The sequence below is a fragment of the Streptomyces sp. NBC_01237 genome, from assembly GCF_035917275.1.
Taxonomy (GTDB): domain Bacteria; phylum Actinomycetota; class Actinomycetes; order Streptomycetales; family Streptomycetaceae; genus Streptomyces.
Map to the genome: position 1 here is coordinate 1,935,440 of NZ_CP108508.1, position 16,592 is coordinate 1,952,031.

General features: G+C 72.5%; 19 protein-coding genes. 7 read left to right on the plus strand and 12 right to left on the minus strand.

Annotation, left to right across the window (positions count from 1 at the left end; genetic code table 11):
- Window positions 1–3: 3 nt before the first annotated feature.
- Window positions 4–717 carry a VIT1/CCC1 transporter family protein gene (locus OG251_RS08580; RefSeq protein WP_326676593.1) on the minus strand — a complete coding sequence of 238 codons (714 nt, stop codon included), beginning with the start codon at window positions 715–717 and terminating at the stop codon, window positions 4–6.
- A 107-nt stretch (window positions 718–824) separates the two neighbouring features.
- Between OG251_RS08580 and OG251_RS08585 the strand changes: the two genes are divergently transcribed.
- From OG251_RS08585 to OG251_RS08605, 5 genes are all read left to right on the plus strand, one after another.
- The gene (locus OG251_RS08585; RefSeq protein ID WP_326676594.1) at window positions 825–1,871 is read left to right on the plus strand and encodes a DEDDh family exonuclease; all 1,047 of its coding nucleotides are present in this window, start codon (window positions 825–827) and stop codon (window positions 1,869–1,871) included.
- A gap of 63 nt (window positions 1,872–1,934) precedes the next feature.
- Window positions 1,935–2,168, plus strand: coding sequence for a hypothetical protein (locus OG251_RS08590; protein ID WP_073720198.1), 234 nt, complete (start codon window positions 1,935–1,937; stop codon window positions 2,166–2,168).
- A gap of 78 nt (window positions 2,169–2,246) precedes the next feature.
- On the plus strand, window positions 2,247–3,053 hold the full coding sequence (locus OG251_RS08595) for an SURF1 family cytochrome oxidase biogenesis protein (protein WP_326676595.1): 807 nt from the start codon (window positions 2,247–2,249) through the stop codon (window positions 3,051–3,053).
- A 72-nt stretch (window positions 3,054–3,125) separates the two neighbouring features.
- A complete protein-coding gene (locus OG251_RS08600) occupies window positions 3,126–4,919 on the plus strand; it encodes a glycoside hydrolase family 15 protein (protein ID WP_326676596.1) in 1,794 nt (597 codons plus the stop codon).
- A 4-nt stretch (window positions 4,920–4,923) separates the two neighbouring features.
- On the plus strand, window positions 4,924–5,679 hold the full coding sequence (locus OG251_RS08605; protein WP_326676597.1) for an SDR family oxidoreductase: 756 nt from the start codon (window positions 4,924–4,926) through the stop codon (window positions 5,677–5,679).
- A gap of 63 nt (window positions 5,680–5,742) precedes the next feature.
- Here OG251_RS08605 and amaP read toward each other — a convergent pair whose 3' ends face one another.
- Genes amaP through OG251_RS08630 form a run of 5 tightly spaced genes read right to left on the minus strand, consistent with a single transcriptional unit; the run spans window position 5,743 to window position 8,077 of the window.
- Window positions 5,743–6,321: an alkaline shock response membrane anchor protein AmaP gene (gene amaP, locus OG251_RS08610; protein ID WP_399593389.1), complete on the minus strand. Its 579-nt coding sequence runs from the start codon at window positions 6,319–6,321 to the stop codon at window positions 5,743–5,745.
- 5 nt (window positions 6,322–6,326) lie between these two features.
- Window positions 6,327–7,016, minus strand: a complete 690-nt coding sequence (locus OG251_RS08615; protein ID WP_326676599.1) for a DUF6286 domain-containing protein — start codon at window positions 7,014–7,016, stop codon at window positions 6,327–6,329.
- Window positions 7,013–7,366: a hypothetical protein gene (locus tag OG251_RS08620; protein ID WP_326676600.1), complete on the minus strand. Its 354-nt coding sequence runs from the start codon at window positions 7,364–7,366 to the stop codon at window positions 7,013–7,015. Before OG251_RS08620 ends, OG251_RS08615 begins: the two co-directional genes overlap by 4 nt.
- A complete protein-coding gene (locus tag OG251_RS08625) occupies window positions 7,363–7,554 on the minus strand; it encodes a hypothetical protein (protein ID WP_326676601.1) in 192 nt (63 codons plus the stop codon). The genes OG251_RS08620 and OG251_RS08625 overlap by 4 nt, the downstream gene beginning before the upstream one ends.
- 31 nt (window positions 7,555–7,585) lie before the next feature.
- Window positions 7,586–8,077, minus strand: coding sequence for an Asp23/Gls24 family envelope stress response protein (locus tag OG251_RS08630; protein ID WP_326676602.1), 492 nt, complete (start codon window positions 8,075–8,077; stop codon window positions 7,586–7,588).
- 93 nt (window positions 8,078–8,170) lie between these two features.
- Here OG251_RS08630 and OG251_RS08635 point away from each other — a divergent pair, with 93 nt between their 5' ends.
- Window positions 8,171–8,902, plus strand: a complete 732-nt coding sequence (locus tag OG251_RS08635) for a hypothetical protein (protein WP_326676603.1) — start codon at window positions 8,171–8,173, stop codon at window positions 8,900–8,902.
- 168 nt (window positions 8,903–9,070) lie between these two features.
- Here the strand turns inward: OG251_RS08635 and OG251_RS08640 are convergent, their stop codons facing one another.
- The 3 genes from OG251_RS08640 to OG251_RS08650 form a co-directional block, all read right to left on the minus strand.
- Complete coding sequence (locus OG251_RS08640; protein WP_326676604.1) at window positions 9,071–9,862, minus strand: enoyl-CoA hydratase/isomerase family protein; 792 nt, start codon at window positions 9,860–9,862, stop codon at window positions 9,071–9,073.
- 151 nt (window positions 9,863–10,013) lie between these two features.
- Entirely contained in the window at window positions 10,014–10,235 is a 222-nt protein-coding gene (locus OG251_RS08645; protein ID WP_007263382.1) for a helix-turn-helix domain-containing protein, read from the minus strand.
- A 319-nt stretch (window positions 10,236–10,554) separates the two neighbouring features.
- A complete protein-coding gene (locus OG251_RS08650) occupies window positions 10,555–12,153 on the minus strand; it encodes an ABC-F family ATP-binding cassette domain-containing protein (RefSeq protein WP_326676605.1) in 1,599 nt (532 codons plus the stop codon).
- Between the two features lie 281 nt (window positions 12,154–12,434).
- Here OG251_RS08650 and OG251_RS08655 point away from each other — a divergent pair, with 281 nt between their 5' ends.
- Window positions 12,435–12,848 (plus strand): VOC family protein, encoded by a 414-nt coding sequence (locus tag OG251_RS08655; protein ID WP_326676606.1) that lies wholly within the window; start codon window positions 12,435–12,437, stop codon window positions 12,846–12,848.
- Window positions 12,849–12,998: 150 nt separating this feature from the next.
- Here OG251_RS08655 and OG251_RS08660 read toward each other — a convergent pair whose 3' ends face one another.
- The 3 genes from OG251_RS08660 to OG251_RS08670 form a co-directional block, all read right to left on the minus strand.
- A complete protein-coding gene (locus OG251_RS08660) occupies window positions 12,999–14,321 on the minus strand; it encodes a hypothetical protein (protein ID WP_326681190.1) in 1,323 nt (440 codons plus the stop codon).
- 186 nt (window positions 14,322–14,507) lie between these two features.
- Window positions 14,508–15,635, minus strand: coding sequence for an alpha/beta hydrolase (locus tag OG251_RS08665; RefSeq protein ID WP_326676607.1), 1,128 nt, complete (start codon window positions 15,633–15,635; stop codon window positions 14,508–14,510).
- 85 nt (window positions 15,636–15,720) lie between these two features.
- On the minus strand, window positions 15,721–16,410 hold the full coding sequence (locus OG251_RS08670; protein ID WP_385895021.1) for a class II aldolase/adducin family protein: 690 nt from the start codon (window positions 16,408–16,410) through the stop codon (window positions 15,721–15,723).
- Window positions 16,411–16,592 lie beyond the last annotated feature (182 nt).

Sequence of the window (16,592 nt, forward strand, 5' to 3'; positions counted from 1 at the left end):
CCCTCAGGCCCCCACCGCCCCCAGCAACGCCCCCGCCCCGTACGTCACTCCCATGGCCACCGCTCCCCCGCACATGTTGCGCAGCACCGCCGGGCCGGGGGCCGCGTCGCCGAGGCGGGCGCTCCACCAGCCGGTCAGGGCGAGCGCCACCAGCACGGACGCCACCGTGACTGGGAGCCGGAGCGAGGAGGGCGGCAGCACCATCGCCAGCAGGGGCAGCAGAGCGCCCACGGTGAACGCCAGGAAGCTCGCGCCCGCCGCGTGCCAGGGGTTCGTCAGGTCGTCCGGGTCGATGCCCAGCTCGACCTCCGCGTGGGCGCGCAGCGCGTCGCGCTCGGTGAGCTGGACCGCGGCCTCGCGGGCGACCTCCTCGCTCAGCCCCTTGCCCTGCAACAGGCCCGTGAGCTCGACGAGTTCGGCCTCGGGGGCCTCCTGGAGCTCCTGCTTCTCGGTGGCCAGCGCCGCCTTCTCCGAGTCGCGCTGGGTGGAGACCGAGACGTACTCGCCCGCCGCCATGGACATGGACCCGGCCAGCAGTCCGGCCAGGCCCGCGGTGAGGAGCGCGCCGCGGTCGCCGGTGGCTCCGGCGACGCCGACGACGAGTCCCGCGGTGGAGACCACACCGTCGTTGGCGCCGAGGACCGCGGCCCGGAGCCAGTTCAGCCGGGAGCCGCGTACGTTGTTGTGGGGTTCGTCGTGAACCTGTCCGTCCGTCACCCGGGGAGGGTCTCATTCACGGGCTCCGGCCCCGGTCCGACCCGCCCGGGGCCACCGGTCGCGGAGACGGCCGAATAGGGGACTGTCAGTCGCGGCCCGTATTCTCTGTGACCATGCTCGACGACCGCCAGATTGCAGCGCCGTGGCCGACCGCCTACCCACAGGGGTACGCGGTCGTCGACGTGGAGACGACCGGACTCGCCCGAGACGACCGGATAGTGTCCGCCGCTGTCTACCGTCTCGACGCCCAGGGCAACGTCGAGGACCACTGGTACACCCTGGTCAATCCGGAGCGGGACCCGGGTCCCGTCTGGATCCACGGTCTGACCAGCGAGGTGCTGGAGGGCGCGCCGCTCTTCCCGGAGGTCGCGGCCGCGCTCTCCGAACGGCTCGCGGACCGGGTGCTCGTCGCGCACAACGCGGCCTTCGACTGGTCGATGCTCGCCCGGGAGTACGCCCGCGCCGCGGTCGTCGCGCCCGTCGAGCAGCGGCTGTGCACGATCGCGCTCGCCAAGGAGCTGCGGCTGCCGCTGCCCAACCACAAGCTGTCCTCGCTCGCCGCCCACTTCGGCGTCGTGCAGCAGCACGCCCACCACGCCCTGGACGACGCCCGGGTGCTGGCCGAGGCGTTCCGGCCGAGTCTGCACGCCGCCGCCCGTGGCGGGGTGCGGCTGCCGTTGCTGGAGTGCCGCCCGCTGACCGAGTGGTCCGATTCCCCGGTCACCCCGCGCGTCGGGTACCAGGCTTCGTACCAGCAGAACAGCTGGCGGCCCTCGCGCAAGAGGCCGGCCTGCCCGTATCCCAATCCGGGGCGGTACGAGAAGGACAAGCCGCTCAGGCAGGGCATGCGGGTGGCGTTCTCCGGGGACACCTCGATCGACCGTGAGCTGCTGGAGGACCGCGTCGTGGAGGCCGGGCTGCATGTGGCGACCAGTGTGTCGCGGCTGACCAGCCTGCTGGTCACCAACGACCCCGACGCGGCGACGTCCAAGACGCTGAAGGCGAAGTCGTTCGGCACACCGGTGCTGGAGGAGAGCGCCTTCACCCATCTGCTGCGCGATGTCGCCCCCGCCGACGCGCCCGCCTCCCCGTCCGTTCCCCCGCCCGCTTCTCCGGGTGCGACGGCGCCCGCGCCCGCACCGTCATCGGAGTGAACCGGGCGCGACTCGCCCGGCATCCGCTCGCCCGCCGTCGCCCCGCGTCCCACCCTGTGGCGCATGGCACGTTGTGAGGTCTGCGGAAACGATTACGGGATGTCCTTCGAGGTGCACGCGCAGGGCGCGGTGCATGTCTTCGACTGCTTCTCGTGCGCCATTCACCGCATGGCGCCCATCTGTGAGCACTGCCGGGTCCAGGTCATCGGCCAGGGCGTGGAGGTCGACGGTCACTGGTACTGCGGCGGTCACTGCGCCCGCGCCGAGGGGAAGGCGGGCATCGTGGACAAAGCATGACGGAACGTTCCTCTCCGGGGCCGCTCCGGCCCCACCCCTGAGTGCCGCACCCCATGACCCCGGTTGTACGGTCATGGGGTGTACCGCTTCCTGTTGACCCGGCAGTGGGTGATTCTCACCCTCCTCACGCTCGTCCTGATTCCCACCATGGTCGAGCTGGGTTTCTGGCAGCTGCACCGGCACCAGCACCGGGTCGCGCAGAACTCCCTGATCTCGCAGAACCTCAAGGCGGATCCGGTCCCGGTCGCCCGGATCACCTCTCCGGGACACACCGTTCCGCGCGCCGACTACTGGCGCGCGGTCACCGCCACGGGGACGTTCGACACCGCGCACGAGGTCGTCGTACGGCGCCGCACCTCGGACGACGACCGGATCGGCTTCCACGTCCTGACCCCGCTGGACCTCAAGGGCGGCGGCACCGTCCTGGTCAACCGCGGCTGGATCCCCACCGCCGCGAGCCAGCAGGCGTTCCCCAAGGTCCCGGCCGCGCCCAGGGGCGAGGTGACCGTCGCCGGCCGGCTCAAGGCCGACGAGACGACGGGCAGCAGCGGCATCAAGGACCTGGCCGGCCTGCCGGACCGCCAGGTGATGCTGATCAACAGCTCCCAGCAGTCCCAGCTGCTCTCCCGGCCGGTGCTCGGCGGGTACATCGAGCAGACCTCGCCCGAGCCGGCCGACGGCACGCCCGAGCCGATCGCCTCCCCCGACGACAGCTCCATCGGCCCGCACATGGCGTACGCGGTCCAGTGGTGGCTGTTCGCCGCCGGGGTCCCGGTCGGCTGGGTGATTCTCGTACGCCGGGAGAAGCGCGACCGTCTGGAGGCCGCGAAGCAGGCCGCCGCGCAGGACGAAGCGGCCGAGCAGCCCGAGCCCGCGACCGCCTAGAAGACCGCGGAAACCACCTCGCGCGCCTACCGGTCTGCTTAGCCGGGCGCAGGTCAGGGAACACGCCAGAGCGTGACTCCACGTATCGAGGACTACGCCCTCATCGGCGATCTCCAGACCGCGGCCCTGGTCGGCAGGAACGGTTCCGTCGACTGGCTCTGCCTGCCCCGCTTCGACTCCGGCGCCTGTTTCGCAGCCCTGCTCGGCGATGAGGACAACGGCCACTGGCGCATCGCCCCCAAGGGCACGGACAGCACGGACACCTGCACCCGGCGCAGCTATCTGGGTGACTCGCTCGTGCTGGAGACGTACTGGGAGACCCGGACCGGCACGGTCAGGGTCATCGACTTCATGCCGCAGCGCGACAAGGCGCCCGACGTCATCCGGATCATCGAAGGGGTGAGCGGCAGTGTCGACATGCACTCCGTCCTGCGGCTGCGCTTCGACTTCGGTTCGGTCGTGCCCTGGATGCGCCGCTCGCACGGCCACCGGGTGGCGGTCGCGGGTCCCGACTCCGTCTGGCTGCGCAGCGAGCCCCCGGTCAAGACGTGGGGGCAGCAGTTCAGCACCTGCTCCTCGTTCACGGTCGCCGAGGGCGAGTCGGTGTCCTTCGTCCTCACCTGGCACCCCTCGCACTCGCCGCGCCCGAAACTGATCGACCCGCACAAGGCGCTGAAGCACTCCCTGGCCGACTGGGCGAAGTGGTCGGCGAAATGCACGTACCAGGGCAAGTACCGCGATGCCGTGCTCCGCTCGCTGATCACTCTGAAGGCCCTCACCTACGGACCGACCGGCGGCATCGTGGCGGCCCCGACCACCTCGCTGCCGGAGGAGATCGGTGGCGTACGGAACTGGGACTACCGCTTCTGCTGGCTGCGGGACGCCACGCTGACCCTCGGCGCCCTGGTGTCCGCCGGCTATGTGGAGGAGGCGTCGGACTGGCGGGACTGGCTGCTGCGGGCCGTCGCCGGGGACCCGGCCGATCTCCAGATCATGTACGGCCTGGCGGGCGAGCGCAGGCTCCCGGAGACGGAGTTGCCGTGGCTGGCCGGGTACGAGAACTCCCGGCCGGTCCGCACCGGCAACGCGGCGGTCCGGCAGCGGCAGCTCGATGTGTACGGCGAGGTCATCGACTCGCTCCGGCTGGCCAGGGAGGCCGGAATCGCCGACAAGCCGCACGCCTGGAATCTTCAGCTCAGCCTCCTGGGCTTCCTGGAGTCCACCTGGCGCGAGCCGGACGAGGGGCTGTGGGAGATCCGCGGGGAACGCCGTCACTTCGTGCACTCCAAGGTGATGGCCTGGGTCGCCGCCGACCGCGCGGTGCGCACCCTGGAGGAGAACCCCGGCCTGCCGGGCGACGCCGAGCGGTGGCGGGCGATGCGGTCCGCCGTGCACGCCGAGGTCTGCGCCAAGGGGTACGACCCCGAACGCAACACCTTCACCCAGTCCTACGGTTCGCGCGAGCTGGACGCCTCGACCCTCCTGATCGTCCGGACCGGTTTCCTGCCGCCGGACGATCCCCGGGTCGTCGGCACCGTCGACGCGGTACGCAAGGAGCTGGGCCGCGACGGCCTGGTACGCCGCTACAGCACCGACGGCACCTCCGGCGACGGGCTGCCGGGCGACGAAGGGGCCTTCATCGTCTGCTCGTTCTGGCTGGCCGACGCGCTGCGCGGGATCGGGCGGGCGGCCGAGGCCGAGGAGCTGTTCGAGCGGCTGCTGGAGCTCCGCAACGACGTGGGGCTGCTGGCCGAGGAGTACGACCCGGTCGCGCGGCGCCAGCTGGGCAACTTCCCGCAGGCCTTCAGCCACATCGGACTGGTGAACAGCGCTGTCGCCCTCACCGCCGACGACGCGGCAGGATAGGGCCATGGATCTTGGACTGAAGGACCGTGTCTACATCGTCACCGGCGCCACCCGTGGGCTGGGCAACGCCACGGCGCGTGCCCTGGCCGCCGACGGGGCGAAGGTGATCATCAGTGGCCGGGACGAGAAGGGGGCCGCGGAGGCCGCCGCCGAACTGGGGCCGGACGCCGTGGGGGTCGCCGCGGACAACGCCGACCCGAGCGCGGCGCAGCGTCTGGTGGACACGGCGACGGAACGGTTCGGCCGCCTGGACGGCATCCTCATCAGCGTCGGCGGTCCGGCGCCCGGCTTCCTCGCGGACAACACGGACGACCAGTGGCAGACGGCCTTCGAGTCGGTGTTCCTGGGCGCCGTGCGGCTCGCCCGGACGACGGCCGCCGCCCTCGGCGAGGGCGGGGTCATCGGCTTCGTGCTCTCCGGCTCGGTCCATGAGCCGATCGCCGGGCTGACCATCTCCAACGGGCTGCGCCCCGGCCTGGCGGGCTTCGCCAAGTCCCTGGCCGACGAACTCGGCCCGCGCGGCATCCGCGTCATCGGGGTGCTGCCCGCGCTGATCGACACGGACCGGGTACGCGAACTGGACGCGCTGTCCGGCGACGCGGAGGCTGCCCGTACGGCCAAGGAGGCACGCATCCCGCTGCGCCGCTACGGGACGCCGGAGGAGTTCGGGAAGACCGCGGCCTTCCTGCTCTCCCCCGCCGCGTCCTATCTCACGGGCATCATGGTGCCGGTCGACGGCGGCTCACGGCACGGGTTCTGAGACCGGTCCCGCCCCCGCCCGAAGGAGTTCGTGCCGGGGGCGGAGGGCCCCCGCGAGGGGCCGTCAGGTCACCCGTTCCGCACGGTGCTTGACGGCCTTCAGCCGTACCTCGGCGGGCAGTTCGGCCAGCCCTGCCGATTCCCTGGCGTGGGCCAGCGCCTCGTCGGAGAGGACCCGCAGCGTCTGTTCCGGGGCCGCGTGCGGCTCCATCAGCAGCCGGACCCTGGTCCGGGGCGCGGTGCGCCGGCCCAGCAGCGCGACCTGGGCGCGGGCCACCCCGTCCAGGGCTCCCGCCTCATCGGAGAGCACGCCCTCCAGCGCCCGGCCCCGCAGCACCGCGCCCTCGCCGTCGCCGCTGTCGACCAGCACCTCCGAGAGGCGGGCGCGCCGCAGCTGGGCGAGCAGCCACCACAGGGCGAGGACGACCAGGACGGCGAGGACCGCGATGACGGTGGGCCACCACCAGCCGTCGTCGCGCCAGCGGTCCCGGTCGGCCTCGCTGAGCAGCACGTCGTGCTTTCCGTCCCACGGCCACCAGGACGGCAGCGACGCACCGAGGCCGACGGCGAGCACGGCGCCGCCCACGATGATCAGCAGGAGCCCGGCAAGGCCCAGCAGTACCCGGTTGACGGTCCTGAGCACGCCGTTCACCCCTTCTTCGTCGGACGGCGGACCTGGACGGACAGACTCGGCTGCCTGGCCAGGCCCAGTTCCTTGATTCCCGCCCCCAACGCGGCGTCCAGGTCCGTCCGTACGTCGTCGAGTTCCCGGAAGTGGGACACCGCGCGCACGGCCGCCTTGCCGCGCCCCATCCGGACCCGTACGGACTGCACCCCGGACACCTCCACGGCCCGGTCGCGCAGGACCAGGGCGGCCGCGGTCCGGTCGAGTGCGGCCCGTACACCGGCACGGTCACGGCGCATCGGCAGCAGATCGCGCAGTCCGGGGGTGAGGGCGAGCAGGATCAGCCAGAGGCCGAGTGCGGCCGCGACACCGGCCCCGACCAGCACCCAGACATTGTCCAGCGGCCGTTCCGCCAGATCGTCGGCGAGCGAGCGCCGCCATTGCATCGCCGGGCGGTCCGCCCGTACCGCGGCGATGTCGTAGAGCAGCAGACCGGCGCCGCCCAGGACCACCAGGGCGAGCAGGGCCGCCGGAATCCGGCGCGCCGACCAGAACCGGCCCGCTCTGCCTCCGCCCTTCTCCGGTGCGGGTACCGGGTCGTGGGCGGCGGACGCCCCCGCGCCCCCGTCCGGTTCGCGCACGTCCGTGTCGCTCTGCCGGCCGGTCGCGGGCAGCCGCTGGGTGCTGCCCGTCGGCTCATGAGGTTCGGTCATCGGATCCTCCCCTGTGCCGCGGCGCTCGATCCGGCGGGGTGCAGTCGCTCGATCTGCACCGTCACCTCGGGCACCTCCATCCCCGCCAAGGTCTTCACCCGCTCGATGACACGGCGACGCACCGCACCGCACTGGCGGCCGAGGTCGCTGGGGTAGCCGAGCTCCAGACTGACCCGTACCCGGGCGGAGTCCCGGTGAACGGTGACCGTGGCGCGCGGCGACGAGCCCTCCTCGGGCGGCTCGTCGACCGCTTCCTTCGCCGCCTGCGCGGCGATCTTCGCGACGACCCGGTCGGCGATCCGGGTCTGTCCGCGTCCGGCGGCGGCGACCCGGCCGGTCACCGCCGTCACCGTCGCCGGTCGCCGCGCGCGCGACTCCGGAAGAAGTCGCCGGGCTCCAGGTCACCGTCCAGGAAACGGCCGGCGATGAAGCCGACCGCGCCCAGCGCGGCCACCAGCAGGAAGGCACCGAACCCGCCGAAGTACCCGGCGAATCCCAGCGCCATGCCGGCCAACAGGCCGACCACAGCCATGCTCATCGTGACTCCTCAACTGCCTTTCGGCGGAGACCTACTGGAGGCGTGGTTCGGGCTCGTCCTCGTCGTCGTCCTCATCGGGCAGCTTGACGTCGCTCACCGCGATGTTGACCTCGACGACTTCGAGACCGGTCATGCGCTCGACCGCCGCGACAACGTTCTCCCGTACATCGCGGGCGACATCGGCGATGGACACGCCGTAGTCGACGACGATCTCCAGGTCCAGTGCGGTCTGCGATTCGCCGACCTCGGCCTTGACCCCGCGGGTGACGGACTTGCCGCCGCCGGGGACCCGGTCGCGCACCGCCCCGAAGGTCCGGGAGAGGCCGCTGCCCATCGCGTGGACACCGACGACATCACGTGCGGCCATTCCGGCGATCTTCTCGACCACGCCGTCGGCGATCGTGGTACGGCCACGGGTGGCGGGGTCTCCCCCGCCACGCTTGCCGAGCGGGCTCTTGCCCCGGTCGTCGCCCGTGTCCTTGCCGAGGTTCTCGGGCCGGTTCCGCTGTGGGGTGTCAGTCATCGCCGTTCTTCCCTTCGGGACAGGTATGGACTTCCCTGCCCACATTAGGTGCGCTTGCCCCGTCTCGCGCCGTGGATGCGGCAGGGTGGAGCAATGACAACGGCGCACGGCCCACAGCAGGCCGACGGATGGACGGCGGCGGTACGTCAACGGCTCGGCCTCGGCCGTCTGCTCCCGCTGGGCGGTCCGGCCGACGGCGTCTGGATCGCGGAGCGGGCGGCGGCCTCGGTGCTGCGGAGCGCGGCGGCCGGACCCGGCGCGGTACTCGGCAGGCTCAGAATCGGGGTGGCCATGGAAGCGGACGGAACGGTCCTGGGTGTGGACGGGGCGGACGGGGACGCGGGGGTTCCGGCGCCGCCGAGCGCCCTGCCGTCCGGGCCGCTGCGGATCGAGGCGGAATTCGCGGCCACGGCCGACCGGCCGCTGCCGGATGCCGCCGAGGCGCTGCGCACCGCGCTGATGACCGCGGCCTCCGCCCGGCTCGGCCTGCTGGTCACCGAGGTGGACCTGAGGGTGACGGGGCTGCTGGAGGACGACACGCCCGACCGGGTGACGGCACCGGCAAAGGACGAGGTACGGGCCGCGAAGGACAGCGGCGGGGCGGCGGGGGCCGCCGCCGCCGGGGTGCCCGGTGTCGTCGCGCTGACCCAGGTCCTGGGAAGTGCCGTGCACACCGGCGCGGATCATCTGCGGGTCGAGGTGGCGACGGCCGGGGACCACCGGGCCCTCGATGTGGCGCGGGCGGTGCGCACGGCGGTGGCGGCGGCCGTGGAGGGCCACCCACCGGTCGCCGTACTGGTCACCGCCGTGGTGGAGCGGGACTGACGGGTGCGCACCGGCCTGTGCGGTCGTCGGGGCCGGTCCGCCCTGCGGGACCCCGCCGACCCGGTGCACCGGGTCGGTCGGTGAGCCCGGCCGGATCGTTCCGGGGCATTCGGTGAGCCCGGCCGGATCGCTCCAGGGCATTCGGTGGGACGGTCGGATCGCCCCGGGTCAGTCGGTGAGACCGGCCAGGTCGCGCAGCCTGCGGCCCTGAGCGGCGCGCTCGGCGGCGCGCTGCTCCTCGTAGCCGCGGGAGGCCGCGCCGCTGAGCAGGGCCTTGGTCTCGATGACGGCGTCGCGGGGGGAGGCCAGCAGGGCGGCGGACAGATCGTGGGCGGCCGCGTCGAGCTGGTCGGCCGGGACGACGAGGTTGGCGAGGCCGGTGCGCTCGGCCTCCTCGGCGTACACGAAGCGTCCGGTGGCGCAGATTTCGAGCGCGCGGGCGTACCCCACGAGGTTCACCAGGGGGTGGGTGCCCGTGAGGTCCGGGACGAGACCGAGACTGGTCTCGCGCATGGCGAACTGCACGTCCTCGGCGGCGATCCGCAGATCACAGGCGAGGGCGAGCTGGAATCCGGCACCGATGGCATGCCCCTGGACGACCGCGATCGACACGATGTCGTTGCGGCGCCACCAGGTGAACGCCTCCTGGTACTCGGCGATGGTCGCGTCGAGTTCGGCCTCCGGGCCGCGCGCCATGTCGAGGAAGGACGGCTCACCGTCGAACCCCTCGGGGGTGAACGCCTGCCGGTCGAGGCCCGCGGAGAAGGACTTGCCTTCGCCGCGGAGCACAACGACCCGCACGTTGCCGGGGAGCACCCGTCCGGCCTCTGTCAACGCCCGCCACAGAGCGGGAGACTGAGCGTTGCGCCTGGCCGGGTTGGTGAGTGTCACCGTGGCAACCGCGTCTTCGACGGTGAGCCGTACGCCGTCCTTGTCGAGCACAGAGTCGAGCGAGGTCATGGGGCGCCTCCGGATCGGGTGCAGTCAGCACTCAAAAATTAAGTGACTGAACAGTAACCACCCGGACGACCGCATGACCGGCCGGGTGGCCACCACATGTTCCGGTGAGCCCCGGAGCCTGCCCCACGGCTGCCCCGACCGCTGTCGGCCCTCAGGCCGCAGCGGCCTTCTTGCCGCGCGTAGCTCCGCCACGTCCCCGCAGCGTCACTCCGGACTCGCTGAGCATCCGGTGGACGAATCCGTAGGAGCGGCCGGTCTCTTCGGCCAACGCCCGGATGCTCGCACCGGAGTCGTACTTCTTCTTCAGGTCTGCCGCGAGCTTGTCGCGCGCGGCGCCGGTTACCCGGCTGCCCTTCTTCAGAGTCTCGGCCACCCGTGCCTCCTCATGGGAAGTGCGCTCTGGACTCTCATGATCACCCCTCATGAGCTTCATGGCCAGCCATTCGGCAAGGTACGTACGACCGGATTCGCGGCCGGAGAGGCGGCCAACACGACCGGAATCGCACATTCCGGAGGGATCCGGAGGCTCTCGGGACGAGCGCCCGAAAGAACTGCCAGGTCAGGGCCGTGCGGGGTGAACGGAGCGAAATGGGTGCGCCCGGCAGCTATCTACCGGGCGCCACGCCGAGGTATGAGACGCACTCACTCAGATGATGGATCACGCGTAGGCCGAATGATCTATCCCCGGTGGATCAGGCCAGGGCGACGAGGTCCCGGTAGTCCGCACCCCACAGGTCCTCGACGCCGTCGGGGAGCAGGATGATCCGCTCCGGCTGGAGTGCCTCGACCGCGCCTTCGTCGTGGGTGACGAGGACGACGGCGCCCTTGTACGTGCGCAGCGCGCCGAGGATTTCCTCGCGGCTGGCCGGGTCGAGGTTGTTCGTGGGCTCGTCGAGGAGCAGGACGTTGGCCGAGGAGACGACCAGGGTCGCGAGCGCGAGGCGGGTCTTCTCGCCGCCGGAGAGCACTCCGGCGGGCTTGTCGACGTCGTCGCCGGAGAAGAGGAACGAGCCGAGTGTCTTGCGGACCTCGACCAGGTCGAGGTCGGGCGCGGCGGAGCGCATGTTCTCCAGGACGGTGCGTTCCGGGTCCAGGGTCTCGTGTTCCTGGGCGTAGTAGCCGAGCTTGAGGCCGTGGCCCTCGATGATCTCGCCGGTGTCCGGCTTCTCGGCACCGCCGAGGAGGCGCAGCAGTGTGGTCTTGCCCGCACCGTTGAGGCCGAGGATGACGACGCGGGAGCCCTTGTCGATGGCGAGGTCGACGTCGGTGAAGATTTCGAGCGAGCCGTAGGACTTGGACAGGCCCTCCGCCATCAGCGGGGTCTTGCCGCACGGCGAGGGGTCGGGGAAGCGCAGCTTGGCGACCTTGTCGGAGACCCGGACGGCCTCCAGGCCGGACAGCAGCCGGTCGGCGCGTTTGGCCATGTTCTGGGCGGCGACCGTCTTGGTGGCCTTGGCGCGCATCTTGTCGGCCTGTGCGTTGAGGGTCGCGGCCTTCTTCTCGGCGTTCTGGCGCTCGCGCTTGCGGCGCTTCTCGTCGGCCTCGCGCTGCTGCTGGTAGAGCTTCCAGCCCATGTTGTAGACGTCGATCTGCGCACGGTTGGCGTCGAGGTAGAAGACCTTGTTGACGACGGTCTCGACGAGGTCGACATCGTGGGAGATCACGATGAAGCCGCCGCGGTAGTTCTTGAGGTAGTCGCGCAGCCAGACGATCGAGTCCGCGTCGAGGTGGTTGGTGGGCTCGTCGAGGAGCAGGGTGTCGGCGTCCGAGAAGAGGATGCGGGCCAGCTCGACGCGTCGGCGCTGACCACCGGAGAGGGTGTGGAGGGGCTGGCCGAGCACCCGGTCGGGCAGGCTGAGCGCGGCGGCGATGGTGGCGGCCTCGGCCTCGGCGGCGTATCCGCCCTTGGTGAGGAACTCCGTCTCCAGGCGCTCGTACTTCTTCATCGCCTTCTCGCGGGTGGCGCCCTGGCCGTTCGCCATCCGGTCCTCGTTCTCGCGCATCCTGCGCAGGATCGCGTCGAGGCCGCGGGCGGAGAGGATGCGGTCCCGGGCCAGGATGTCGAGGTCGCCGGTGCGCGGGTCCTGCGGGAGGTAGCCGACCTCGCCGGACCGGGTGATGGTGCCGCCCGCGGGGGTGCCCTCGCCCGCGAGGCACTTGGTGAGGGTGGTCTTGCCCGCACCGTTGCGGCCGACGAGGCCGATGCGGTCGCCCTTGGCGACCCGGAAGGAAGCGGACTCGATCAGGATGCGGGCGCCGGCACGCAGCTCGATGCCGGAAGCGGTGATCACGGAAAAACTCCAGGGCAGTGATGGACGGCGGAGGGACGAGGGGCGGAGGTCTCTCGACGCCGCTAATGCACAAGGAGAATGGCCATACAGCCCATTCTACTGGCGGTGTGCAACTGCTTTTCCGCGCGTGCGCCGGGACGAACCGGCCGATACTCGGCGCGGCCCCGCGCTCCCGGCCGACGTGCGTGGAGGGCGTCCGGGAGGGCATTGTCGGCGGCCGGTGGAAGACTGAGACGCAGATCACCACACGGCGGGGCGAACGGCAGAAGAGGGTGAGCGTGATGGCTGGTGCGGCGGACGGCGTACCGACGGTCTTCCCGACGATCCTGTACGACGACGCGAAGGCCGCGATCAGGACGCTGACGCAGGCCCTCGGCTTCACCGAGGAAGCGGTGTACGAGGGCGAGGACGGCAGCGTGCTGCACGCCGAGCTGTCCTGCGGCAACGGCCGGGTGATGCTCGGCTCCAGGGGCCGTGAGGGCGTCTTCGCCAGGGCGATGGCGGGCTCGGGCCCGGTGGGCGTGTACGTGGTCGTGGACGAGGTGGACGAGCACCACGCGCGGGCGGTGGAGCACGGCGTGGAGATCCTGATGCCGCCCACGGACCAGGACTACGGCTCACGGGACTACATGGCGCGCGACGCGGAGGGCAACGTGTGGAGCTTCGGGACGTACGCCCCGGGGTCGGCGGGCTGACCCCGGGGTGACGGGCCCGCATCCCCGGAACCCGGGCACCGAAGCCCCCCGCGCCGGTCCACCGGGCGCCTCGGTGGACCGGACGCCGTAGGGTCCGCTGCCCGGACGCCCGGTGGACGGACGCCGGACGGCCGGGGACGCACCGGTCCGCTACGCGCCGCCCGTGTGGACCTGGAAGGCGGCGCGGCGCACCGCCTTGGCCAGGGCCGGGTCCGGGTGTGCGGCGGCCAGGGCGACCAGGACCTGGACGGTACGCGGGTGGCCGACGGCCCTGACCTCGTCGAGCAGGGCGGGGACCGTGCCCTGGACGGCGGAGTCGAGGTGGCGGACCAGCAGTCCGGTCTCGCCGTGGTCGGCGACGGCGGCGGCGGTGTCGACCCAGAGCCAGGTGGCTTCCTCGCGGCTCAGGACCTCCTGGGCGTCGTCCGGGTCGGTCCCCTCGTACTCGGCGAGCCAGAGCAGGGCGTAGGGCCGCAGCGTCTGGTCGGTGGCCACGGAGCGCACCACGGGTTCGGCCGGGGCGCCGACCACCCGGAGCGCCTCGAAGGCCAGGCCGCGCAGCAGGGCGTCCTCGCCGCGGGCGACGGCGAGCAGTTCCGTGACGGCGCTGCCGACGGGCCGGGCGGCGAGCCAGGCCCGGTATTCGTCGCGGGCCGGTCCCGGGGTGAGGCGTGCGCAGCCGAGCAGCATGTCGGCGGCGGACTGCTCGATGTTTCCGGCGGGGCTCTGGGCCGCGACGCAGATCTGTTCCAGCTTGACCCAGACCGCCCAGTTGCCGAGCGGGGTGAGGGTGGCGTGACCCGCGCCGAGGGTGAGGGCGCCGACCGCGGCCAGGCCCTCCAGGGCCCAGTCGAGCAGGAGGGCGTTGAGCTCGGCGTCCCCTGCCGCGTCGGTGTGCTCGACGGCCGGGGTGCTCGGCGCGGGCTGCTGCTCGGGGCCGTACGGCACCTCGCACCGCTCCTCGTGGAGTTCCGCGACGCGCTGGCCGAGGAGGTCGAGGAGGGCGGGCACGGTGACCGGGCCCGCGGAGAGCTGGAGGAGGGAGAGCACCTGGGGTACGGCCTCGACGGCCTCGGCGACGGCGGTGGCCTCGATGCCCTCGGGTGCGGCGTGGACGAGCGACCAGGCGTCGAACAGCGCCACCCAGCCGCGGAGCACGGCGGAGTCGTCACGGTCCCAGGCGCGCAGCCGCCAGCCGGGTCGTGCGGTGTCGCCGTGCAGTTCCACGAGGCCGGCCAGCCTGGCGCGGTCCCAGCCCGCGCGTGCCTGGGCCGGGGAGAGTTCCAGTGCCGCCGCGGCCCGTTCCAGGGCATGGGCGGCCGGGGGTGCGGTGCCGGGGCTGGGGCCGTCGGCGGCCCAGTGGGCGATCCGTACGGCATCGGCGAGGACCGCCCTGGCCTGCCGGGCCAGTTCCGTCCGGGGCGGGGTGCCCTCGGGAGGCCGGGGGGCCGGCCTGGTGCGCCGGGTGGTCACGGCCTTGCGGGCGGTGGCAAGGGGTCGCGGGCGGACAAGTCGCAGCCTGGAGTCGCGCGGGGTACGGGACGTCACGGGGAGCAGTCTTGCCTCTGACGGCCCGAAAGCCCAAACGGAAGCTGGTTCACCGGTCCGTGGAGGGGGTGTTCGGCCTGGTACCGCCCGGTCCTGTCCCCCCGTATCGGCTCACATCAGGGGCGTGAGGAAGCGCCGCAGCGTCTCTTCGTACCGTGCCGGGTCGGCGTTCCACATCGCCGCATGCGGAGCCTGCGGTACGGGGTGGAGGCTGACCAGGTCGGGACGCCGGGCGGCGAGCTCGCGGGACGGCTGCCAGGGGGCCAGGGAGTCGTCCGGGCCGTGGAAGATCAGCGTCGGGGCGTGCAGGGCGGACGGCAGGCCGGTGTCCAGCAGCGGGGCCGTGCTCAGTCCTGTCCGGCCCTGGGCGGCGCGCACGGCGAGCGGCAGCAGGGCGGAGGGGACGTGGCGGGCCGCGGCGAGGGCGCGCAGGGTGACCTGCCAGTCCATGACCGGGGAGTCCAGGACGAGGCCGCTGATGCGGTCCCGGAGCGCGGAGTTGACCGCGGCGTGCAGTGCCATCGAGGCGCCGGTCGACCAGCCGTGCAGGACGACGCTCTCGGCGCCGTAGCGCAGGGCGTAGCGGATGGCGGCGTCCAGGTCGCGCCACTCGGAGGCGCCGAGGTGGCCGAGGCCGTCGGCGGAGCGGGGGGCTCCGGCGTCGCCTCGGTAGGCGAGGTCGAGCACGGGGAGCCGTTGGCCGTGCAGGAATCCCATCAGGTTCATGGGGTGTTCCCGGGTGGTGCCGAGGCCGTGCACGGTGATCACCCAGGTGTCCCGGGCGCCGGGCACGAACCACGCGGGCAGGATGCCGAGTTCGCCGGGGATCTCGACCTCCTTGTGGTCGAGACCGAGGGCGGTGCCGGGGTCGCCGCTGTACAGCTCGGGGGTGAGGCGGACCTTGGTGCCCGCCTTGAGGGTCCCGTGGCTCACCCGTTCCAGTCTGCGGACGACGGTGTCCGGGGCATGCGGTGCCTGTTCGGTCACCGGCCCGACGACGGCGTGCACACCGGGTCCCACCAGCCCGTACGTGCCGGGCCGGAGCGCGGCGAACGAGCGGGTCAGGGTGACCTGCCCGGCCGCCGTGGCATGCACGGTGACTCTGCGGTCGGCGGGGAGGGGACGTCCGGACGGCACCTTGAGGGCGGCGTCGCTGGCGTACCGGCCGGCCGCGACCGCTGCCGCGCCGGCGCCGAGGATCGTGGTGACGGCCGCTGCCGTCGCTGTTGCCGGGCGCACGGCTTCAGTGTCGTGGCGTGCGGTGCGCGGTGCCAGCGGACGGGGGCCGTCCGGTGCCGGGCCCGCACCGGGAGGGCCACGGGGATCAGCCGGGCCGGCCGGGCTGGCCGTACCCCTTCAGGGCGTCGGTGACCTCGCGCAGCTGGGCCGGGGAGAGCAGGGTCGGGCGGTGGCCCGGTACGGAACTCGCGGTGAGCCAGAGCCTGCACAGCCATTCGAGCTGGGCGGTGCGGTCGTACGCCTCGTCGAGGGTGCCGCCGTAGGTGACGGTGCCGTGGTTCTGGAGGAGGCAGCCGGTGCGGTCGCGCAGGGCGGTGAGCATGTTGTCGGCCAGCTCCGGCGTTCCGTAGCGCGCGTACGCGGCCGTCCGGACGGGACCGCCCAGCAGGGCGGCCGCGTAGTGCACCGGGGGAACCTCGGTGACCAGGGTGGAGACGGCGGTGGCGTGCACCGCGTGGGTGTGCACGACGGCGGCGGCGGAAGTGTTGCGGTACACCGCCAGATGGAGGGGAAGTTCGCTGGTCGGGGCCAGCTCGCCGAGGATCTGGCGCCCTTCGAGGTCGACACCGACCGCGTCCTTTGGCCGGAGCCGGTCGTAGGGCACCCCGCTGGGGGTGACCAGAACGGTCCCGCCGACGCGTGCCGAGACATTGCCCGACGTACCCACGACCAGGCCGTCCGCGGCGGACCGGCGGGCCGTGTCGACCACGCTCCGCCATGCCTGTTCGATCGCGTCCCGGGACCGGTCGCTCACGCTCGTGCGGGTATCGCTCATGCGGGGATCCTAGGGCGGCGTCCCGGCGGCGGGGACCCCCCGCGAACCCGGGTGACCGGAATCTCTTACGAGTGACAGATCCGCGGCCCAAAATCTTCGCCAAGCGGCGGCAAAGGGCAGTCCTCGCACCGCCTCAGGGGCGTGGCCACGCCCCTCGCGTACACAAGCGGAGGGAGCCCAAT